Origin of the sequence: Haladaptatus litoreus, assembly GCF_900156425.1 — an archaeon.
Classification (GTDB): Archaea; Halobacteriota; Halobacteria; order Halobacteriales; family Haladaptataceae; genus Haladaptatus; species Haladaptatus litoreus.
Genome location: NZ_FTNO01000001.1, coordinates 1,407,024 through 1,426,117, shown reverse-complemented (window position 1 = coordinate 1,426,117; position 19,094 = coordinate 1,407,024). Strand labels below are relative to the sequence as shown.

Sequence of the window (19,094 nt, the reverse complement as noted above, 5' to 3'; positions counted from 1 at the left end):
AGACGCTTCTCAACACCTCCCCTTCCGCCTTTCCCTCGCTCTTTGCGACCGTTTTTTCCGCCCGTCGAAATTTTTGCCGCGTGCGAAAGGGAAAACGGTTTGAAATCACCCCACGGACACGCAAGCATGAAAGTCCGCATCGGCGCGGAGGCAACCGAGGAGGAAGCCTCAGCTATCGCCAGCGCACTCGCGCAGCACGTCGGGAGCGAGGTGAACGTGTACGTCGGGGACGCAGACGAACCGACCGTTACGTGGAGCGAAACCGAGGAACCAATCGAAGACGATTTGGGTCCGACGGAACGCGAGGAGAAACTTTGGGAAGAAATCGAGGAAATCAAGGCTGGCGGCCCGGAGAAGTACAAAGAACGCCTCGCCGAAAAGGGGAAACTGTTCGTCCGCGACCGACTCGACCTCTGGTTCGGCGACGACGGCCTGAAATTCGAGGACGGCCGATTTGCCGAGTTCGACGCCGAAGACAAACTTCCTGCGGACGGACTTCTCACGGGCGCGGCCGAGTTCGAGGGCCGGGACGTTCACTTCATGGCGAACGACTTCACGGTTAAAGCCGGGAGCATGGCTGCGAAAGGTGTCGAGAAGTTCCTCCGGATGCAACAGCGCGCACTCCAGAGCGGCAATCCCGTCCTCTACCTGATGGACTCCTCCGGCGGCCGAATCGACCAGCAAACCGGCTTCTTCGCCAACCGCGAAGGTATCGGGAAATACTACTACAACCACTCGATGCTTTCGGGGCGCGTGCCACAGATTTGTGTCCTGTACGGCCCGTGTATCGCAGGCGCGGCGTACACGCCAATGTTCGCCGATTTCACCATCATGGTCGAAGGGATGTCCGCGATGGCGATTGCCTCGCCGCGAATGGTGAAGATGGTAACTGGCGAGGACATCAGCATGCAAGACCTCGGCGGGGCGCAGATGCACGCCGAACACTCGGGCAGTGCCGACCTCGTCGCCCGCAACGAGGAACACGCCCGCGAACTCGTGTCCGACCTCATCACGTACCTCCCGAACAAAGCACACGAGAAACCGCCGCGGAGCGAACCGAGGGCTCCAAAACTGTCGCCGAACGGCATCGACGAGGTCATCCCCCAGAGTCCGAACCGTGCCTACGACATGACGGACGTGATAGAGCGCGTCGTGGACGCAGGTTCGTACTTCGAACTCCGGCCCGACTTCGGCAAGGAAATCATCACTGCCTTCGCCAAAATCGACGGTCGGCCGGTCGGCATCGTGGCCAATCAACCGGCACAGCGCTCGGGCGCGATTTTCCCCGACGCTGCAGAAAAGGCCGCGGAGTTCATTTGGAAGTGTGACGCCTTCGAGGTGCCACTGCTCTACCTCTGTGACACGCCGGGATTCATGGCCGGGTCGCAGGTCGAAAAGGACGCGATTCTGGAGAAAGGCAAGAAGATGATTTACGCGACGTCCTCCGCGACGGTTCCGAAGCAATCCGTCGTCGTCCGGAAGGCCTACGGGGCAGGTATCTACGCCATGTCCGGGCCTGCCTACGACCCACAGAGCGTCATCGCGCTTCCCTCGGGTGAAATCGGCATCATGGGGCCGGAGGCCGCAATCAACGCCGTCTACGCGAACAAACTCAACGCAATCGAGGACGAAGAGGAACGCGCCCAGCGCGAACAGGAACTCCGCGAGGAGTACCGAGAGGACATCGACGCACACCGGATGGCCAGCGAGATGGTCATCGACGATATCGTGCCGCCGAGTACTCTGCGCGAGGAATTGGTCAACCGCTTCGAGTTCTACGCGGATATGGAAAAGAGTCTGCCGGACAAAAAGCACGGGACGATTCTGTAAGTGAACGACGGCACAGTTTCGTAAATCGAAATCGACCCTGTTTTTCGACCATCTTCGACCCCATTTTTCAGGGAAAAATCACGTTTAAGGGGTTCATTATCGTCAATTCGCCAGTTAAGGCGCTGTATAATAAAGCCCTTTTCCGCCGTTGGTCAGTACGACGCGGAAACTCCGCGACACCATCATGAACCATCAGCGGTTATCCGCCCGAATCGGCGTGGCACGGCCCAACTTCGGAACCACGGAGCGCGTTCTCTGGTTCGTCGTCCTCCTCGCCCTCGTCGGCGACCTGCTGACGACCTACGTCGGGTTACGGGCGGGAATGACCGAATCGAACCCGATTGCACGGAGCGCGCTCTCCCAGTTCGGATTCGCGGCGCTTCTCGGACTGAAAGCGTTCTCGCTCGCGGTCGGGTTCGCCTGTCGGCCTCTCGTTCCACGGGAGTACGTCGCACTCATCCCCGCGGGACTCGCGCTCCCGTGGACGATTGCGGTGTTCATCAACCTCTCGCTGTTGGTGTGATTTTTCCTACTCGACGTTTTCCTTCTTCAGCGACAGCGCGGTTCTGTCGAACTCACAGACCAGCGTCTCGTCCTCGCCGTCGAGTTTGAACACCTCGACGTGCATGGTGACGACGCCGCGCTCGCCGTCGCTCGTCTCGCGTTTGTCGGTTACGGTGGACTGTGCGCGAAGCGTGTCGCCGTGAAACACCGGATTCGGGTGCGAAACGTTGTCGTAGGAGAGGTTGGCGACGATAGTTCCCTCGGTGGTGTCCGGAATCGAGACACCGACGGCGAGGCTCATCGTGTACAGACCGTTGACCAGTCGCTCGCCGAACTGCGTGTCGCCCGCAAACTCCTCGTCCAAGTGGAGCGGTTGCTGGTTCATCGTCATGTCACAGAACCGCTGGTTGTCGCTCTCGCTCACGGTGCGCCGTTTCTCGTGCGTGATAGTTTGGCCGACCTCGAACTCCTCGTAGTAAAGCCCAGTCATAGATGAATCTGCATCGCGTGCCGGAAAAATGCTATCGGTCTGGCGGTGATTGTTCCGACCGTTTCGACTGTTGCAACGGAGCAGAGGCGGTGTAAGCAGTCCATAACAAAGTAGATAGTATCCGAATAGTGAGACAGTCAGACCAAATTCAGGTCGGGATGGATACATGAAAGACGAAAACACGCGGCATCCGGCGAATCGACGCGAGTTCGATGCGACACTCCCCAACGACGGAGGCGAATCGGACGGTATCGACGTGAGTGCGACCGGCGAGTTCCAGTTCGACCAAGTCGTCACGCGCGGGGACACCACGGTTTCGCGGAGCGTCGAATGGTCGTTCGAATGCTCCGAAACGAGCGGCGACGCTGCCGAACCGGACGCGGAATCCGAATCGACGGACGACGAGCGCGCCGCCCGCGAGGACGTAAAGCGATTCGTCTCCGACGGCGGTTTCGATTCGGGGCCGGATTTCGCTCCGACTTCGAAATCGGGGCGGATGGCACCCGACGGCGGTGTGGAAGACCGCGATAATTCGTTCGAAACTGGACGCGTGCCGACGACGCCGGAAAGTGGAGGGGAGCCAAAAACGAGAGCGGAACTCGCAGACGAGTCCTCCGCGAACGATTCGCCGACACGAGATTCGTCGGACTTCTCCGGACGAACGGCATTGGACGCGGGTGCGGACAGCGTCCGCGCCCGCTGGTACGCGCAGGTCGGCGGGCCGGTCGAAACCGCGCCTATCGTCCGCGACGGGTCGGTGTACGTCGGCACCGAAAACGGGTTCGTCTGCAACATCGACCACCGCGACGGCGTGAGCAACTGGCTATTTCAGGCGTCAAACGCGGTCGGAACCCCCGGCGTCGAAAACGGCCTCACTTACGTCGGCGACCGCAGTGGAAACCTGTTCGCGCTCGATTCGGCAAGCGGCGCGCGCGAGTGGTGGTTCGAAACTGATGCCGGACTCAAAGTCTCCCCGCAACTCCTCGGGGACGACCTCTACGTCGCGGCCCGAGACGGACAGGTGTTCAAACTCGACGCAGAAACCGGCGAAGAACGACTTTCGTTCCGCAGTCCCGCGCGGGCGCTCACGTCGCTCCGAATCGCGGGCGACACCCTGTACGCGACCGGCCTCGACGGCGGCCTCTTCGCCCACGACGTGACAGACGGAAGTGAGCAGTTCCGCTTCGCCCCGTCGCTGGCAATCGCTGGCGCGCCGGAAGTCGTGGACGGCACGGCCTACGTCGGAACCGTCGATGGCAACCGCGTGTACGCCCTCGACGCTGAAACCGGCGAAACGAAGTGGCGCTTCCGAACGAACGCGGGAATCTGGTCGTCCCCGGTCGCCGTGAGCGGCATCGTCTACGTCGGCTGTGCCGACGGAAACGTCTACGCGCTGGACGCGCGCGAGGGAACCGTCCGCTGGCGTATGCAGACCGGTGCGCGCGTCTGGGGGTCGCCCGTCCTCACCAACGAACTGGTCTATGTCGCGAACGACGACGGCATGGTGTTCGCGCTCGACCGCGCCGACGGCCACGTTCGTTGGCAGTTTAGCGCACAGGACGCGCTCGTCGCCCCGCCAGCAGTTGGACGTGATGGCGTCTACGTCGGCGACGTGGCGGGAACGGTGTACGCCCTGCCACAGTAAGCCGGACTGATTCTCTCATCGGTACTCCCGACCGAATTTCACCCTCGTTTTCTTCTGATTCACCGCAACAATCGTCGCCAATCTTCCAAAAGAGCGTTCGTCCAATTCTGCTTTTCCGCGGTCTATGTCGTGGTATCGCATATCGCTCTCGGTTCGGATGGCAAGGTCTTTGCCCGGTCGGGTAAGAATTGCCGGTCAGAACCCGTAGAGGCCCCAACATCATGTCATCAACTGGGAAACAGAAAGAAGAGGAACCGGAGACGGCGGCAGAGACAGCACGGCGACAACTCGAACGCGCTGCGGCGCATCTCGACGTTGACCGTGGAATCATAGAACGATTGAAACATCCCGACCAAGTCCATCGTGTGTCAGTTCCGCTGGAGCGCGACGACGGCGAAACGGACATTTTCACCGGCTACCGCGCCCAGCACGACAGCGTTCGCGGCCCGTTTAAAGGTGGCATGCGGTACCACCCCGGTGTGACCGAGGAGGAGTGTACCGGCCTGTCGATGTGGATGACGTGGAAATGCGCGGTGATGAATCTCCCGTTCGGCGGCGCGAAAGGCGGCGTCGTCGTGAATCCGAAGGAACTGAGCAACGAGGAAAAGGAACGCCTCACCCGGCGGTTTGCCGAAGAACTGCGCGATTTCATCGGCCCGATGCGCGACATTCCCGCCCCGGACATGGGAACCGACGCGCAGACGATGGCGTGGTTCATGGACGCCTACTCGATGCAGGAAGGGGAAACCCAACCCGGCGTCGTCACGGGCAAGCCACCGGTCGTCGGCGGTTCCTACGGCCGCGAAGAGTCCCCCGGACGCTCCGTCGCCATCATCACCCGCGAGGCGTGTGAGTACTACGACTACCCACTCGAAGACACGTCGGTCGCCATCCAAGGATTCGGGAGCGTCGGTGCAAACGCGGCCCTCGCCCTCCACGAATGGGGTGCAAACGTCGTCGCCGTTTCGGACGTGAACGGCGCGATTTACGACCCCGATGGGTTGAACATCGACGAGATTCCGACTCACGAGGAGGAGCCGGAAGCGGTCACGACGTTCGACGCACCGAAGCGCGTCTCGAACGACGAACTCCTCGAACTGGACGTAGACGTGCTCATCCCGGCCGCAATCGGGAACGTCCTCACCGAGTCGAACGCCCACGAGGTCAAAGCCGATATCGTCGTGGAAGGAGCGAACGGCCCGACGACGACGACGGCGGACGAAATCATGGAGAAGCGCGACATTCACGTCATTCCGGACATCCTCGCTAACGCGGGCGGCGTGACGGTGTCGTACTTCGAATGGTTGCAGGACATCAACCGACGCCAGTGGTCGCTCGAAAGAGTGAACGAAGAACTCGAATCCGAGATGCTGGGCGCGTGGAACGACGTTCGTGCCGAAGTCGAAGAGCGCGACGTGACGTGGCGTGACGCCGCCTACATCGTCGGTCTGTCGCGTATCGCGGAAGCGCATCAGGCCCGCGGACTCTGGCCATAGGGCAGTCGCCGGAGTTTCGTGACGATTCGTCAAAAATAGTATTTTTTCTTATTGCTGAAGTTCACCTAACAGAGACAGCACGGACAATGTGGCGGAAATAGATAGAATGAAACTGTGTCGGTGACGTGTGCTGTTGAAAAGTAACGACAGTACAGTGGTTTACTTTTTGGAAACCGGTTCAGTCTCGTTTCGAGAAACCGCTTTCAAATGCGACACCGAACACGACTCCGAGTGCCACACCAACCGCGAGATTATCCATCGCCACGCCGATTGCGACGCCCAGACCGATGCCGAGACCCATACCGGCACCAGACTGTGTTCCTCCTTCACCTTCTTCGCCGTCAGTTTCGGGGCCGTTCGTATTTGCAGTTTGAACCATACGCCATTACTCACAGTCAGCAACGATAACTGTTCTTGACAAATGAGGATTGCCCATTGATGTTCATCGGTTCGACAATCCGGCACCGATTGCGACACCGACTCCCATTCCAATCGCTATTCCGAGAGCAAGGTTGTCCATCGCGACACCGAGTCCGGTACCGATAGCAACGCCGAGAGCGATTCCGACACCCATCTGTTGACCGCCGGCCGTCTCCAATTCGTTGTCGCCGTTGCTTTCTCCCGTTTCGTCGGTTTGTGGCATGACAGCTCCTTGAGTCGAAAGAACATAACTGTTCCCGGTGGGTTGAAATCGCGCCTCCGCGTCACCTCGCATATGCTACGACGAAGCGTCATGTTCACGCCGGGTGACCGACCCGAGATGATGCGCAAAGCGCCCGACGCGGGGGCAGACGTAATTGTATTCGATTTGGAGGATGCGGTCGCACCAGAGCGAAAGGACGAGGCACGAGAGGCGATTCGGGACGTGCTCACCGACCCGGATTTCGACCCCGATTGCGAGGTCTGTGTCCGCGTCAATCCGGCGGGAGTCACCGCGGACGACGACCTGCGAGGAATTGCGGCAGGGGCCGACACGCTCGATTCGGTCATGCTCCCGAAAACGGGGTCTGCGGACGACGTAGAAACCCTCTCCCGCCTGCTTTCGGAACACGATTGTGACGTTCCGATTCTCGCGCTGGTCGAAACCGCTCGCGGCGTACTCAACGCGGGCGAAATTGGTGCTGAACCGGTAACCGACGCGCTCGTGTTCGGTGCTGAAGACCTCTCCGCCGACATCGGCGCGACCCGAACCGACGAGGGAACGGAAGTCCTCTACGCCCGCGAGCACGTCGTGTTGGCTGCGAGTGCGACGGGCACGGACGCTATCGACACGGTATACACCGATTTCGGGGACAGCGAGGGTCTGTCCGAGGAAACCGAGTTCGCCATTCAACTCGGCTACGACGGAAAGATGGCGATTCACCCGGCGCAGGTGTCGCCAATCAACGAGGCGTTCACCCCCGATTCGGAGCAGGTCGAATGGGCGGAAGCAGTGTTATCGGCGAAGGCCGAGGCCGACGCCGAAGGACGCGGCGTCTTTCAGGTCGATGGGGAGATGATTGACGCGCCGCTCATCGCGCAGGCCGAGCGTATTCTGGAATACGCGCGAGCTGACGAATCAGCCGAATAGCGTCTGCCTTGGCGACATCTTAAATAATTTTAGGAATAATAGTTCACCTCAAATTCGCCATGCTTAACAGTGGGTGGGTGGCATTGACAAACGATGTCCGAACAAGCGAATCCGTTCGAGAGTCTTCAGGAGCAAATCGATGACGCGGCAGAATACATCGACGCGTCTCCCGACGTTCTCGAACGGCTCAAGCACCCCGAGCGCGTGCTCGAAACGAACCTCTCCGTCGAGATGGACGACGGTTCTATCGAGGTGTTCAAAGCGTTCCGCTCGCAGTTTAACGGCGACCGCGGCCCATACAAAGGTGGTATCCGATACCACCCCAACGTCAGCCGCGACGAAGTGAAAGCCCTCTCCGGGTGGATGGTGTACAAGACCGCCGTCGTAGACATCCCCTACGGAGGCGGCAAGGGTGGCATCGTCATCGACCCCGCCGAGTACAGCGAGGCGGAACTGGAGCGAGTCACGCGGTCGTTTGCGAAGGAACTCCGACCGATTATCGGCGAAGACCGCGACATCCCTGCGCCGGACGTGAACACCGGCCAGCGCGAGATGAACTGGATAAAGGACACCTACGAGACCCTCGAAAACACGACGGCACCGGGCGTCATCACCGGCAAAGCGCTCGACTCCGGCGGCAGTGAAGGCCGTGTCGAAGCGACCGGTCGATCGACCATGCTCACCGCCCGCGAGGCGTTCGACTACCTCGGCAAGGAGATGGAAGGCGCAACCGTGGCAGTGCAGGGCTACGGCAACGCTGGCTGGATTGCCGCGAAACTCCTCGAAAACCTCGGCGCGAAAATCGTCGCTGTCTCGGATTCCAGCGGCGCGGTCTACAACGACGACGGCCTCCACGCCATCGACGTGAAAGACCACAAAAACGAAACGGGCAGTGTTTCGGGCTACGCCGGCGCGAGCGAAGAGATGAGCAACGAAGACCTGCTCACGTTAGACGTTGACCTGCTCGTTCCTGCCGCGCTGGAGAACGCCATCAACGGCGACCTCGCGGAGGACGTGCAGGCAGATGTCGTGGTGGAAGCCGCGAATGGCCCACTGACGCCGGACGCCGACGACGTGCTCACCGAGCGCGATGTCCACGTCTTCCCCGACATCCTCGCCAATGCGGGCGGCGTGACGGTGTCGTACTTCGAATGGGTGCAGAACCGCCAGCGATTCTACTGGGACGAAGAGCGCGTCAACGACGAACTCGAAAGCATCATCGTCTCCTCGTTCGACGACCTGACGGACGCCTACGAGGAACACGACCTGCCGAACTTCCGCACCGCGGCCTACGTCGTCTCCCTCCAGCGCGTCATCGACGCGTTCGAAGAAGGCGGCAACTGGCCCTAGACGTTACGTTGAACAACCGCAGTTTTATTGTTTTTGAGCAGTTTCGGAAAGAGTGGTTGTACAATGTGCCGCTAGGTAGTCCCGACAACACAGACCGCCCCGCAACCGCCAGTGTCCCCACTCCTCCCCACCAGCGCAGTTTTGGGCGTGCGCCTCACTAACGTTCGGTGCTCACGGCTTCGCCGTTGTCTCGCGGCCCTGCCGCTCGACTGTCTGCGGAACTTCGTTCCGCGCTATTCGCCAGCGAGGCGACGTAGTCGCCTCGTCCCGCTCGCCCGGGTGCGCTGGCGCACCCTTTCGGTAGGGTAATCATCCACAGTAAACCAGCTATTCATCCTGCCGACAGGACGCGCCAAGCGTGGGCCTGAGCCATTCCGGTGAAGGCCCACGATTCGCGGGGAGGACTGGGGCGTGTACGAGGTTTCGGAGGAACCTCGATGTGAGCGGGGAGGAACGACCCGCGAACGAGGGCGGGTGCGCCAGCGGTCGGCGCACTCGCCCGCCTGCGGTTGCGGTGTTTGGAGTCGTGATTTGCAGACACTTCTGAATCAGCCATTTCAGCAGACACCTCTGAATCAACCACTCCTGTTTCAGTATCCAATCAAAATGTAACCATCCCACGACAAACCTATTCCCACTATCGTAGAAACTTCGAGAGACATATACGGAGAGCGACCTGAGTTCGAACCATGAACCGCCGAGCGTTTTTAGCCGGGGTTGTCGGGTCTGCATCGGCCACTCTGGCGGGCTGTACGGGCATCCTGAACACCGGGTCGAACACCCCGGATGGCGACATCGGAATGGGGTCTGTCTCGTTCAATCCACAGGAGTACGAGGCCAAAGTCGGGGAAACCGTCGTCTGGGTGAACACTGATATGCGAAACCACAGCGTGACAGCCTACGAGGCCGGAATCCCGGAGGACGCGGAGTACTTCGCCTCCGGCGGCTTCGACACCGAAGAGGCGGCCCGTGATGCGTGGCGGAACGGAAACGGAACCATCAATCCGAACACGACGTTCGAACACACCTTCGAAGTACCCGGCGAGTACGCCTACTTCTGTATCCCGCACGAGACGGGCGGGATGTCGGGAACGGTTGTCGTCACGGAGTAATCTTCTAGCGTAGCAACGACTCATCGAAACACTTCATTTCTGCGCTCGACTGCGAGAAAAACAAAACTGATTGACCGAAATCGGTCGCGTCGATTAAACTTCGACGTCTTCTTCGTCCACGTCCACGGAGGTCTCTTCTTCTTCGGCGACCTCCTCGGGGTGAGCTTCCAGCGTTGCTTTCTGGATTTCGACCCGGCGGAGCGGATAGATGGTTTTCGCCTCGCCGTAAATCGCACTGGAGATGCGACCTTCGACGATGCTGTCGATGACCTCTTTGAACGTGCGGTCGCTCGCGGCGTCCTTCACGAGGTCGATCATCGTTCGGCGGATAGCCTTCTCTTGGCTGTGGTCTGCCTTCTTCGTCGTGAAGGCGACGGGCTGAATCTGGATACGGTAGTCGTCCGAGGTCAGCACCGTGATGTAGGCCTCGATTTTCGAGGCACCGCGGCGGCCGAGACTACGGAGGTAGTCGCGGGTGAGTTCGTGTCGAACGAACTCGGTGTACGCCGAGTCGCTGCCAACGTCGTTGATTTTGAAGGTCAGCTTCGTGTTGTTCTCGCTGGCGTTGTTCGTCAGTTCGCCCAGCGTGGTTTCGATGGTGCGGCCGAGCACCTTGTCCGGTTCATCTGCGGGGGTCGTTCCAAGCTCCTCTCGGTCGAACTGCTCGGGAGCGAGGACGGTGTACCACCGCTTTTCCTGTGACTTCTTAGAGACTGATCGTTCACTCATAGTTCGTGTCGTTGTAATCGTTCGCTATCTGTACTGTCTGTGCTGCCACCGAGAGGTTGACGACGTAATCGTCTACGGTGGATTGGAGTCCGCCGATCGTCTCGCGTTCGATATGCGTCACTATCTCCCCGTCTTCCACGCTCGTCTTCATTTCCGGCGTGTTGTCTGGGTCGAGTGACGCGGCGACCACGTCGGCGTCGTCCAACTCCGTGCGAATCGTCGCTCGTCTCATAGTGCCTCCCGAAATGCCGAAAGGAACTCCTTTGCGTCCGCATCGAACCGTGCATAGCCGCGTTTCGCGCTTCCCGTCCCGTCGCCACCGAGTTCGGCCGCGGCGGTTTCCATCGCAGTGCCCAACCCGGTCAGCCCGGTGTCGGATACGGCGACTGCGGCGGCCTCGTCGTCCGTGACGACCAAGGCAATCGGCTCCGGCGAGCGGAAATCACCGAGCAATCGAACCGCCGTTTCGACGGGTGCGTCGTCCGTGCGGGCGACGAACAGACCATCGTATCGGCCCGTTGTCGCCTCGTGGAGCGCCGCATGGGCTTGCTTTGCGTGGTCGCGCCACGCATCCAGTGCGGGCGCTCGGGCGTCGTGTCCGAGCGCCAGCGCGATGCCCGTTCCGGACTGCTCGCGTGCGACTGCGTCGAGCACGTCGGCGTACCCGCCGAGGGTCGCAAACAGCCCGTCGTCGAGTTCGTAGGGTCGAAGTGCATTTTCTACGCTTTCGCCTGCTCGCGGCGTCGCGCTCTCCGGCCCTGCGACCGAAAGCGCGACGAGCGAGGCAACTCGACGATGTGCGTCATCGTCGAGTTCGACGGGCAGGCCGATTTCCGCGAGTTCAGCCTGCACCGCACCCGGATTGCCCGAAAATCCCGCGTGAATTAGCGTCGAATGTGCCAATCCGTCCGCGAGGTCTTCCGTGGGCGTCGAAACGCCGGGTCTGCGCGTCAGTCTGTCGGAGGCGGCCTCCAACAGTCGGGCGCATCCGGGTACGTCCGACGCGTCGGACGTACCCGGCGTGGTTCCGCCAGCGACGACGCCAGCGAGCGCGAGCACAGGGTCTGGAGCACCACCGAGTTCCTCACCGGCCTCGAAGGCCGTGAGACTCGCTGGACGCTCCGGAAGTGCCACGTCGCCGCCCGGTGCGCCAACCGTCACGACGATTTCGTCGTCGCGCGATTTGGCGCGCTGAGCGGGGAATCGCGCCGTGCTCACTTGGAACGGGATTCCGATGGTCGCGCAACTGCGGGCGAGGATACCGCTGGCCGCGAGTGCATCGCCGCTCGGATACGCGACGACACGAACGAAGTCGGCGTCGCGGAGCGTCGCTGCGATGTCGCTCGCGGTGGGGGCGTCCTCGGAAGCGGTTCGACCGGACGTTGCCATTTATAGGAGTTCTTTCGCCACGTCGTAGGAGTAGGTGAAGTCCTCGTCCAGCGCGTCGCCTTGGTAGTAGTTCACGAGGCGGCGAACTTTGGACTCGGTGTTCTGAAGTGCGCGCTTGTTGTGTTTGTCCTGCGGATTTTCGTTAACGTGTTCGCGCAGGCGCACGGCGCGCTCCATCAGGTTCCGGAGGTCTTCGGGCAGGTCGGGGTCTGCGTCGTTTTCCTCCAGAATCTCGGTCACTTTCTTGCCAGTGACGAGTTTGACGTTCGGGACGGGCGTGCCGGTCACGCCTTCGTCGCGGAGCTTCAGACCGATTTCGCTCGGGCTGTAGCCGTCTTCCGCGAGTTCGACGACGCGGTCTTCCACGTCGTCTGCTTCTACGTCGCTCCACTCCGGTGGTTCGTCTGCCACGGGTCGGTCCGAACCGGATGACCCACGGCGTCGGGTGTGCATTCGTGCCATTGTTCGAGGATAGGAACTGCACGAGCCGCTAGAGTGTGGTCGGCGGGGATTCCGCCTGCGTGGCGATTGCCACGGTGCACGTCCGCAATCCCAAGTTGCGCAAGAGGGGCAACTGCCCCGAAAGAGAGCGGGCAGGTGCCCGCGAACGCGCGCAACGAGTCGGATTTGCGGCTGTGCCGTTCCCTAGTGGAAAGCAATTCGTGGACGCAGTTAAAAGATTGCTATTCAGGCCGCCGTGCTACAGCCCACCGCGCCCACATCCATTTCGAGAGATTTATCAATGGCCACCGGGAAGAACTGAGTGCAGACGCGGGCTCGTAGATCAGTGGTAGATCACTCCCTTGGCATGGGAGAGGCCCCGGGTTCAAATCCCGGCGAGTCCATGACGAACGCAGTGAGGAATGGACGAGCGGGATTTTAATTAGACAAGACGCACGCCCACGGAGCGAAGCGAGCAGGAACGTCTCGGCGTTGTTCAAGCCCCGGCGAGTCCAAGCACGTATCTTCGGTCGTTTGAAAAACCATACAAATTAGTGGGCTTGAGTTGGCTCTCGCGTTCGATTTTTCACCTCGAATGGAAACCCATCAAGCGACAAGCCTGTAGTCCTCTGCCAGACGAGCCCTGGAACCCTCGGCAGCTACTTTCAGAAACGAATTTCTCCGCGCTGTTCCATCGATTTCGAATCACAGTCGCCAATGAAAGATTTATTACCCATCGGAATCCAGCCAGAACTGCGGTGACTTCGATTCGAAGGCATCGCCATAGAGCCAAATCAGGCATCACGGAATCCACGCGGGAAGACTCGTTTCGGGAAACTGTCGTGTCGGATTCCGGTTCTCCCCCTCTCGCGGAATAACGTCAATAAACAGATATATATTCGTTCTAGTGAGTGAAAATCACGAGACTGCAAACCGATAGCTACAAATCTGACATTCAACACATGTATATTAATTTTAACAAGGATTTTTAATGTATTAGTGATTGGCGGTATTCAATGGCTAGTGACGAGTCCGAAGCACTCGGGAATGGGGACCCCGATGCTGGCCCTGACGGAATCCGTCTCACCGACGGGTCACCACCCCGCGTCGCCCTCGGTACGTACACGTGGGAGGAGTTCAAGACGGAGTTCTTCTACGAAGACGGTCGCCCTCCAACCAACTGGCGTGGAAAGGACCGCCCGTTTCCCGCCGAAGAGTTTCTTGGCTTCGACCCCGAGGAAACCGAATCGCGCGTCGAGAACGGCGCGAAGCGAGCGCGTTCGCTCGCTTCGCATTTCGAAGCATACCTCGACCCAGAGGAAACAGAGGTATCGTTAGGGAACTACCTCTGGGAGCATTTCCGCTACGAATACTACTACGAACCCGACCGCGAGAAACCGCACGAAAGACCCCGCAACGAAGATGGAAACGTCGTTCATTTCGACAAAGCCGAATGGCTCGGATTCGAAGAAGCCGAACTACCGGAACAACTCTTTCGGGGCGCGTTCGCCGGAAACCGTGGAAGCGGGCGATTCGAGGAGTTTCTCGACCCAGAAACAACCCCCGTCACGGTCGGCGAGTACCTCTGGGAGCATTTTCGCTACGAATACTACTACGAACCCGACCGCGAGAAACCCCACGAAAAGCCTCGCGACGAGGATGGAAATACCGTCGAGTTCGACAAAGCCGAATGGCTCGGGTTCGAGGAGGACGACCTTCCCGGCCTGCTCACCGAGGGCGCAGCCAAGGCGAACGAACTCCTCGAAATCGAAGACGAACGAACGCTAGACGTTCCCGAGGCGTTGGACGAGGATGCCTTCTTCTCGACAGTCGAGGGCTACACCACGGTGGTCAACCGCTACGATTTGGAGAAGGCGGTTCCGCTCCCGAAGAAATCTCATTTTCGCGAAATCGACCGCTACTGGGTGAACAAACCCAACTCCTTCGTCATCATCTTCCACTCCGAGAAGGAAAACGAGACGAAATACTACCTCATCGAGCCCTACCGAACCCGAATCGAGGACGACCTGCGGGAGTTTCTCACCGGAAAACTCCGCAGTTCCATCAAATACGCGAGCGACGAGGTGGTCGTGGAGGCAGAAGAGCAAGACCGAGAAGCGGTTATCGAGCGTGAAACCCTCCGTCTGCTCTCGCGCTACGACCTCTACCAACTGGACGACGACGAAATCGCCGAACTGCTAACCGAACTGCTCACCCAGTACGACAGCGCCCGCGAGACGTGGAATCGCTACAGTGCTGAAACGCGCGCACAAACGGGTGACGCGATTCGCAGCCTCCGCGAGGAGGTAGAACCCTATCTCGAACGATTCCGAAAACCGGAGGAGGAAATCCAAGATGGTGCAGACGAATCGGAGTCGGAAGAGGAGGACGCGGAGAAAGCAGTCGAAGACGAGGATGAGGAGCAGAATGAAGAATCGACGGACGCAGATACGGACAAACCGGATGCAAACCAGTCGGCTGACGACACAGCGGATGAGGGCGAAGTTGACAAATACGAACGCGAATCCAATGCGTCGGATTTGCGCGACACCACTGAAATCGAATCGGTGACAGAGTCAAAAGCGACGCCCTCCGCAAAATCCGACACGAATCTTCCAGCGAAAACCGACGAAGAAGCGCTCGAAGACGCCGACTCCGCGGGCCATCTCGGCGAACTCAAAGGCCGCTGGAACGACCTGCTCGCAGAACACGTCGGCGACGAAAACCGACGTCGAGGAGTCAGAACCCGAATCGAGGAGCTCATCGAGGAACACGAGGTGGACGACGAGGGTGGCGAACTCGGCGGCATCATGGCTCGACCCGAACCGGCGCTGTTGGCGGAGGATGCTGATACGCTCACGGAGTACCAAGTCGAAAAACTGCTCTACCTGCTGAAACGGGATTTCATCGGCTACGAGCGAATCGACGGCGTGAAACACGACATCAACGTGGAGGACATCTCCTGTGACGGGTACAACTCCCCGGTGTTCGTCTACCACTCCGACTACGAGCAGATAATCACCAACGTCCACCACGGCGAGAGCGAGTTGGACGACTTCGTCGTCAAACTCGCACAGCGGTCGGGGAAAGGTATCAGCAAGCGCCAACCGCAGGTTGACGCCACGCTTCCCGACGGTTCCCGTGCGCAGTTGACCCTCGGAAGGGAAGTCTCCGACCACGGAACGAACTACACCATCCGCCAGTTCAAGGACGTGCCGTTCACGCCCCTCGACCTCATCAACTGGAACACGTTTTCGCTGGAAGAAATGGCTTCCTCTGGTTGGCAATCGAGAACCACCGGTCACTCATCTTCGCCGGAGGTACTGCCTCCGGGAAGACGACCAGCCTGAACGCTGTGTCGCTGTTCATCCCGAGCAGTACGAAAATCGTCTCCATCGAAGACACCCGCGAAGTCGAACTACCACAGCGAAACTGGATTGCCAGCGTCACCCGACCCTCGTTCTCCGACGACGACAGGGGCGACGTGGACGAGTTCGACCTGCTGGAGGCCGCACTCCGCCAGCGACCCGACTACATCGTGATGGGTGAGATTCGGGGTGAGGAAGGTCGCACCCTCTTTCAGGTCATGTCCACGGGGCACACGACCTACACGACCTTCCACGCCGACACCGTGGGCGAGGTGCTGAAGCGATTCACCACAGAGCCGATCAACGTCTCGAAGACGCTGTTCACGGCGCTCGATTTGGTTTCCGTACAGACCCAGACGCGAGTCAAAGGGAGCAAAGTCAGGCGCACGAAATCGCTCACCGAAATCAACCACTACGACACTGAAAACGACGAAATCAACGTCAAAGACGTATTCCAGTGGCGCGCCGAAACCGACGAACACGAACGCCTCACCGGATCGAACACGCTAGAAGAGATAAAGTTCGACCGCGGGTGGACGCAGGAGCGACTCGAATCCGAACTGCTCATGCTCCGAACCATCCTCGCCTACCTCCTCGACAACGGCCTGAACGGCTACACGCAGGTCGCGGCGACGATTCAGGCGTTCATCAACGACCCGGACACCATTCTCGCGCTGGTCGCAAACGACGAACTGGAAGACAGTCTCGCCGACCTCCGCGAGATGGAGAGCGTTCTCATCGACATCGACCCGAAAAAAGAGGAGATGGTTCCGCGACCCGACCCAACCGAGGAAGTCGCGCAACTGTCGAAGGACATCCTCGCCGAGGCGGAAGACGTGCTGTTCGACCAGTACCGTGACGTGCAGGTTGGAGACGACAGCCTCGCCGTTGCGCTGGCCGACACTTCGAAACCCGCGGGCGAACCGATTCGTTCCGAATCGGTTCGCGCTGATTCAGATGACTTGTCCGGAGACGACAACCGCCTGCGTAGCGACGGTCGCCACGACGACCACCTCCGCGACGACGACCCCCGCGACCACCATCCCTCGTCGGTTCTGAGCGACAACCCGTTCGGTGAGTTCGAGGAGGCGACGGTCGCGGACAACGAGGAACCAGAGTCTACCGCGGAGGACGGGGAATGAGTCACGGCTCCGCCACGTCTCGAAACGGAACGAGTGCCGACAGGCTTGCGGACACCTTCTACCCGGTGTACGACCGACTGTTCTCGGAGAACAGCGATTTCGTCGGCAGTCTCGACGACAAACTCGCCGAGGCTCGTATGCCGGAAACCGCGGAGTTGTATCTCTCTCGCGGTCTTGCAGTGGGTACCCTCACAGGACTCGTACTGTGGCTCGTCGGTCTTCTACTCGGCTATCTATTGGTTTCGCTCGGACTCATCGGTGGTGGCGGCGTCTGGCTCGGCGTGCCCGTCACGGGTGCGACTGCGGACGTGCTGAACGCGCTGAAGATTCCCGCACTGATTGTCGGAACCGGCGTCGTTCTCGGAACGCTCGGATTCGTGGGCGGGTTCGGAACTGTCGTCGCAATCCCCTACAGTCGAGCAAGCGCGCGAAAGCGTGAAATCAACATGCTCCTTCCGGATGCGATTTCGTTCATATACGCCCTCTCGATTGGGGGGCTGAATCAACTGGAAATTCTGGAGGCGATGGCGAAAGCCGACGACACCTACGGTGAGGTGTCCCGTGAGTTCCAGAGCATCGTGCAGGAAACGGATTATTTCGATACGGATTACCGAACCGCCATCCGAAAGCGGTCGCTCGAAACGCCCAGCGACGAGTTGGGTCAGTTCTTCACGGACATGCTCTCCATCGTCAACAGCGGCGGTGATATGACCGGATTTCTGGACGACAAGAAGGAAAAACACATGCGAACCGCCAAGCAGGAACAGGAGTTGACGCTCGAAACGCTGGAACTGTTCGGCGAGATGTACATGACCCTCTCGCTCTTTCCACTCCTGCTCATCATCATCCTCGTCATCATGGGCATCATGGGGGAGGCGAAAGAAACCTTGCTCTACGCGACGGTGTACGGCTTGATTCCGCTCATCGGCGTCGGCTTCCTCGTCCTCGTTTCCACCGTGAAACAGGACGAACCCGGCAGTGGCTACCTCGACCCCGGCGATGACGACCGACTGGAAACCGTCTCGGGTGCCGGACTGCTCCACCTCGGTCTGGTCGAGGAATTTGTCGGGAACTACTCCGTCTTCGACCGAATCAAGAGTCGGGAGGGAACTCACACTACCGTCGAACTGCTGAAGCGCCCGCACTATTTCTTCCGCGACAATCCGCTTTTCGTACTCGGCATCACGATTCCGGCGTCGTTGGTGCTCGTCGCCAGCGCGGTGTGGACGGGCGCGTTTCCGGCCTCCCCGGGCGGATTCGTCGCGAATCCGGTTTGGACGACGTTCGTCTTCGTCTACGTTCCGCTGTACGTGAACGGAGTTCCGCTGGCAGTGTTCCGCGAGTGGAACATCCACTCGCGGCGGTCGGTACTGCGAAAGCTTTCGGACGACCTGCGAAAACTGTCGAGCGCGAACGACACGGGACTGACCCTGCTCGAATCCGTCAAAACCGTGGCGGACACCTCGACTGGCAAACTCGCGAGCGAGTTCGACCAGATTCACGCGAAAGTGAACTACGGGATGAGCATGGAGACGGCGTTCATCGAGTTCAACAATCGCTATCACCTGCCTCGCCTCGCGCGAACGGTCAAACTCATCAGCAAGGCACAGGAGGCGTCGAGCCAGATTACCGCCGTCCTGACGACCGCGGCCCAGACCAGCGAGAATCAGGACGACATCGCCAGAGAGCGACGTTCCCGCGCCAGAATGCAGGTTGTCATCATCATCATGACCTACCTCACACTGCTCGCGGTGATGGCCATCCTGAAGACGCAGTTTTTGGACGTGATGGCGGGACTGTCGGAGCAGGCGGGCGGCGGGTCGGATGCTTCCTCGTCCGGGATGAATCTCGGCGAGGGCGTCGATACCGACGCCCTCTCGATGCTGTTTTTCCACGCCGTGACCATCCAAGCCATCCTCTCGGGGTTCATCAGTGGCTACATTCGGGACGCAGACCTCCTTTCCGGAGTCAAGTTCTCGGTAACGCTCGCAACCATCGCGCTGGCCGTCTGGATGTTGGTGGGCTAAG

Annotated in this window: 17 protein-coding genes, 1 tRNA gene and 1 pseudogene; 10 read left to right on the top strand and 9 right to left on the bottom strand. The window is 59.9% G+C overall.

What is annotated here, in order from left to right:
* Positions 1–126 precede the first annotated feature (126 nt).
* Both BW974_RS07480 and BW974_RS07475 read left to right on the top strand, forming a co-directional pair.
* Entirely contained in the window at positions 127–1,830 is a 1,704-nt protein-coding gene (locus BW974_RS07480; RefSeq protein WP_076429393.1) for an acyl-CoA carboxylase subunit beta, read from the top strand.
* A gap of 148 nt (positions 1,831–1,978) precedes the next feature.
* On the top strand, positions 1,979–2,353 hold the full coding sequence (locus BW974_RS07475) for a DUF5658 family protein (protein ID WP_245799951.1): 375 nt from the start codon (positions 1,979–1,981) through the stop codon (positions 2,351–2,353).
* Between the two features lie 6 nt (positions 2,354–2,359).
* Here BW974_RS07475 and BW974_RS07470 read toward each other — a convergent pair whose 3' ends face one another.
* Positions 2,360–2,824, bottom strand: a complete 465-nt coding sequence (locus BW974_RS07470) for a MaoC family dehydratase (RefSeq protein ID WP_076429391.1) — start codon at positions 2,822–2,824, stop codon at positions 2,360–2,362.
* Between the two features lie 166 nt (positions 2,825–2,990).
* Between BW974_RS07470 and BW974_RS07465 the strand changes: the two genes are divergently transcribed.
* Entirely contained in the window at positions 2,991–4,469 is a 1,479-nt protein-coding gene (locus BW974_RS07465; RefSeq protein WP_076429389.1) for an outer membrane protein assembly factor BamB family protein, read from the top strand.
* Positions 4,470–4,690: 221 nt separating this feature from the next.
* Positions 4,691–5,965 (top strand): glutamate dehydrogenase GdhB, encoded by a 1,275-nt coding sequence (gene gdhB / locus BW974_RS07460; protein WP_076429387.1) that lies wholly within the window; start codon positions 4,691–4,693, stop codon positions 5,963–5,965.
* A 178-nt stretch (positions 5,966–6,143) separates the two neighbouring features.
* On the opposite strand, the gene BW974_RS07455 is transcribed toward gdhB, so the two are convergent.
* The gene (locus tag BW974_RS07455; RefSeq protein WP_076429385.1) at positions 6,144–6,344 is read right to left on the bottom strand and encodes a glycine zipper domain-containing protein; all 201 of its coding nucleotides are present in this window, start codon (positions 6,342–6,344) and stop codon (positions 6,144–6,146) included.
* A 63-nt stretch (positions 6,345–6,407) separates the two neighbouring features.
* A complete protein-coding gene (locus BW974_RS07450) occupies positions 6,408–6,608 on the bottom strand; it encodes a glycine zipper domain-containing protein (RefSeq protein ID WP_076429383.1) in 201 nt (66 codons plus the stop codon).
* 72 nt (positions 6,609–6,680) lie between these two features.
* On the opposite strand from BW974_RS07450, the gene BW974_RS07445 reads away from it, so the two are divergent.
* Positions 6,681–7,535: an HpcH/HpaI aldolase/citrate lyase family protein gene (locus BW974_RS07445; protein WP_076429381.1), complete on the top strand. Its 855-nt coding sequence runs from the start codon at positions 6,681–6,683 to the stop codon at positions 7,533–7,535.
* 93 nt (positions 7,536–7,628) lie between these two features.
* A complete protein-coding gene (locus tag BW974_RS07440; RefSeq protein ID WP_076429379.1) occupies positions 7,629–8,885 on the top strand; it encodes a Glu/Leu/Phe/Val family dehydrogenase in 1,257 nt (418 codons plus the stop codon).
* Positions 8,886–9,042: 157 nt separating this feature from the next.
* On the opposite strand, the gene BW974_RS25490 is transcribed toward BW974_RS07440, so the two are convergent.
* Together BW974_RS25490 and BW974_RS24580 are read right to left on the bottom strand one after the other, a co-directional pair.
* Positions 9,043–9,198, bottom strand: a complete 156-nt coding sequence (locus tag BW974_RS25490; RefSeq protein ID WP_175609641.1) for a hypothetical protein — start codon at positions 9,196–9,198, stop codon at positions 9,043–9,045.
* A gap of 18 nt (positions 9,199–9,216) precedes the next feature.
* On the bottom strand, positions 9,217–9,441 hold the full coding sequence (locus tag BW974_RS24580; protein ID WP_139328832.1) for a hypothetical protein: 225 nt from the start codon (positions 9,439–9,441) through the stop codon (positions 9,217–9,219).
* Positions 9,442–9,574: 133 nt separating this feature from the next.
* On the opposite strand from BW974_RS24580, the gene BW974_RS07435 reads away from it, so the two are divergent.
* The gene (locus BW974_RS07435; RefSeq protein ID WP_076429377.1) at positions 9,575–9,997 is read left to right on the top strand and encodes a cupredoxin domain-containing protein; all 423 of its coding nucleotides are present in this window, start codon (positions 9,575–9,577) and stop codon (positions 9,995–9,997) included.
* 93 nt (positions 9,998–10,090) lie between these two features.
* Here the strand turns inward: BW974_RS07435 and BW974_RS07430 are convergent, their stop codons facing one another.
* Genes BW974_RS07430 through BW974_RS07415 form a run of 4 tightly spaced genes read right to left on the bottom strand, consistent with a single transcriptional unit; the run spans position 10,091 to position 12,577 of the window.
* Positions 10,091–10,726 carry a 30S ribosomal protein S3ae gene (locus tag BW974_RS07430; RefSeq protein ID WP_076429375.1) on the bottom strand — a complete coding sequence of 212 codons (636 nt, stop codon included), beginning with the start codon at positions 10,724–10,726 and terminating at the stop codon, positions 10,091–10,093.
* Positions 10,719–10,958 carry a KEOPS complex subunit Pcc1 gene (locus tag BW974_RS07425; RefSeq protein ID WP_076429373.1) on the bottom strand — a complete coding sequence of 80 codons (240 nt, stop codon included), beginning with the start codon at positions 10,956–10,958 and terminating at the stop codon, positions 10,719–10,721. Before BW974_RS07425 ends, BW974_RS07430 begins: the two co-directional genes overlap by 8 nt.
* Positions 10,955–12,115 (bottom strand): exonuclease RecJ, encoded by a 1,161-nt coding sequence (locus BW974_RS07420; protein WP_076429371.1) that lies wholly within the window; start codon positions 12,113–12,115, stop codon positions 10,955–10,957. The genes BW974_RS07425 and BW974_RS07420 overlap by 4 nt, the downstream gene beginning before the upstream one ends.
* Positions 12,116–12,577 (bottom strand): 30S ribosomal protein S15, encoded by a 462-nt coding sequence (locus BW974_RS07415; RefSeq protein WP_076429369.1) that lies wholly within the window; start codon positions 12,575–12,577, stop codon positions 12,116–12,118.
* Positions 12,578–12,888: 311 nt separating this feature from the next.
* Here BW974_RS07415 and BW974_RS07410 point away from each other — a divergent pair.
* The 3 genes and pseudogenes from BW974_RS07410 (at position 12,889) to BW974_RS07400 (ending at position 19,093) form a co-directional block, all read left to right on the top strand.
* A tRNA-Ala gene (locus tag BW974_RS07410) sits at positions 12,889–12,960 on the top strand.
* Positions 12,961–15,351: 2,391 nt separating this feature from the next.
* Positions 15,352–17,066, top strand: a pseudogene (locus BW974_RS27490) (type II/IV secretion system ATPase subunit); the annotation flags it as partial.
* Complete coding sequence (locus BW974_RS07400) at positions 17,063–19,093, top strand: type II secretion system F family protein (RefSeq protein WP_076429367.1); 2,031 nt, start codon at positions 17,063–17,065, stop codon at positions 19,091–19,093. The pseudogene BW974_RS27490 and the gene BW974_RS07400, both read left to right, overlap by 4 nt.
* Position 19,094 lies beyond the last annotated feature (1 nt).

Coding starts and splice junctions, on each gene's coding strand:
- BW974_RS07480 (WP_076429393.1), top strand. CDS start 127: ATGAAAGTCCGCATCGGCGCGGAGGCAACCGAGGAGGAAGCCTCAGCT.
- BW974_RS07470 (WP_076429391.1), bottom strand. CDS start 2,824: ATGACTGGGCTTTACTACGAGGAGTTCGAGGTCGGCCAAACTATCACG.
- BW974_RS07465 (WP_076429389.1), top strand. CDS start 2,991: ATGAAAGACGAAAACACGCGGCATCCGGCGAATCGACGCGAGTTCGAT.
- gdhB (WP_076429387.1), top strand. CDS start 4,691: ATGTCATCAACTGGGAAACAGAAAGAAGAGGAACCGGAGACGGCGGCA.
- BW974_RS07455 (WP_076429385.1), bottom strand. CDS start 6,344: ATGGTTCAAACTGCAAATACGAACGGCCCCGAAACTGACGGCGAAGAA.
- BW974_RS07450 (WP_076429383.1), bottom strand. CDS start 6,608: ATGCCACAAACCGACGAAACGGGAGAAAGCAACGGCGACAACGAATTG.
- BW974_RS07445 (WP_076429381.1), top strand. CDS start 6,681: ATGCTACGACGAAGCGTCATGTTCACGCCGGGTGACCGACCCGAGATG.
- BW974_RS07440 (WP_076429379.1), top strand. CDS start 7,629: ATGTCCGAACAAGCGAATCCGTTCGAGAGTCTTCAGGAGCAAATCGAT.
- BW974_RS25490 (WP_175609641.1), bottom strand. CDS start 9,198: ATGATTACCCTACCGAAAGGGTGCGCCAGCGCACCCGGGCGAGCGGGA.
- BW974_RS24580 (WP_139328832.1), bottom strand. CDS start 9,441: ATGGCTGATTCAGAAGTGTCTGCAAATCACGACTCCAAACACCGCAAC.
- BW974_RS07435 (WP_076429377.1), top strand. CDS start 9,575: ATGAACCGCCGAGCGTTTTTAGCCGGGGTTGTCGGGTCTGCATCGGCC.
- BW974_RS07430 (WP_076429375.1), bottom strand. CDS start 10,726: ATGAGTGAACGATCAGTCTCTAAGAAGTCACAGGAAAAGCGGTGGTAC.
- BW974_RS07425 (WP_076429373.1), bottom strand. CDS start 10,958: ATGAGACGAGCGACGATTCGCACGGAGTTGGACGACGCCGACGTGGTC.
- BW974_RS07420 (WP_076429371.1), bottom strand. CDS start 12,115: ATGGCAACGTCCGGTCGAACCGCTTCCGAGGACGCCCCCACCGCGAGC.
- BW974_RS07415 (WP_076429369.1), bottom strand. CDS start 12,577: ATGGCACGAATGCACACCCGACGCCGTGGGTCATCCGGTTCGGACCGA.
- BW974_RS07400 (WP_076429367.1), top strand. CDS start 17,063: ATGAGTCACGGCTCCGCCACGTCTCGAAACGGAACGAGTGCCGACAGG.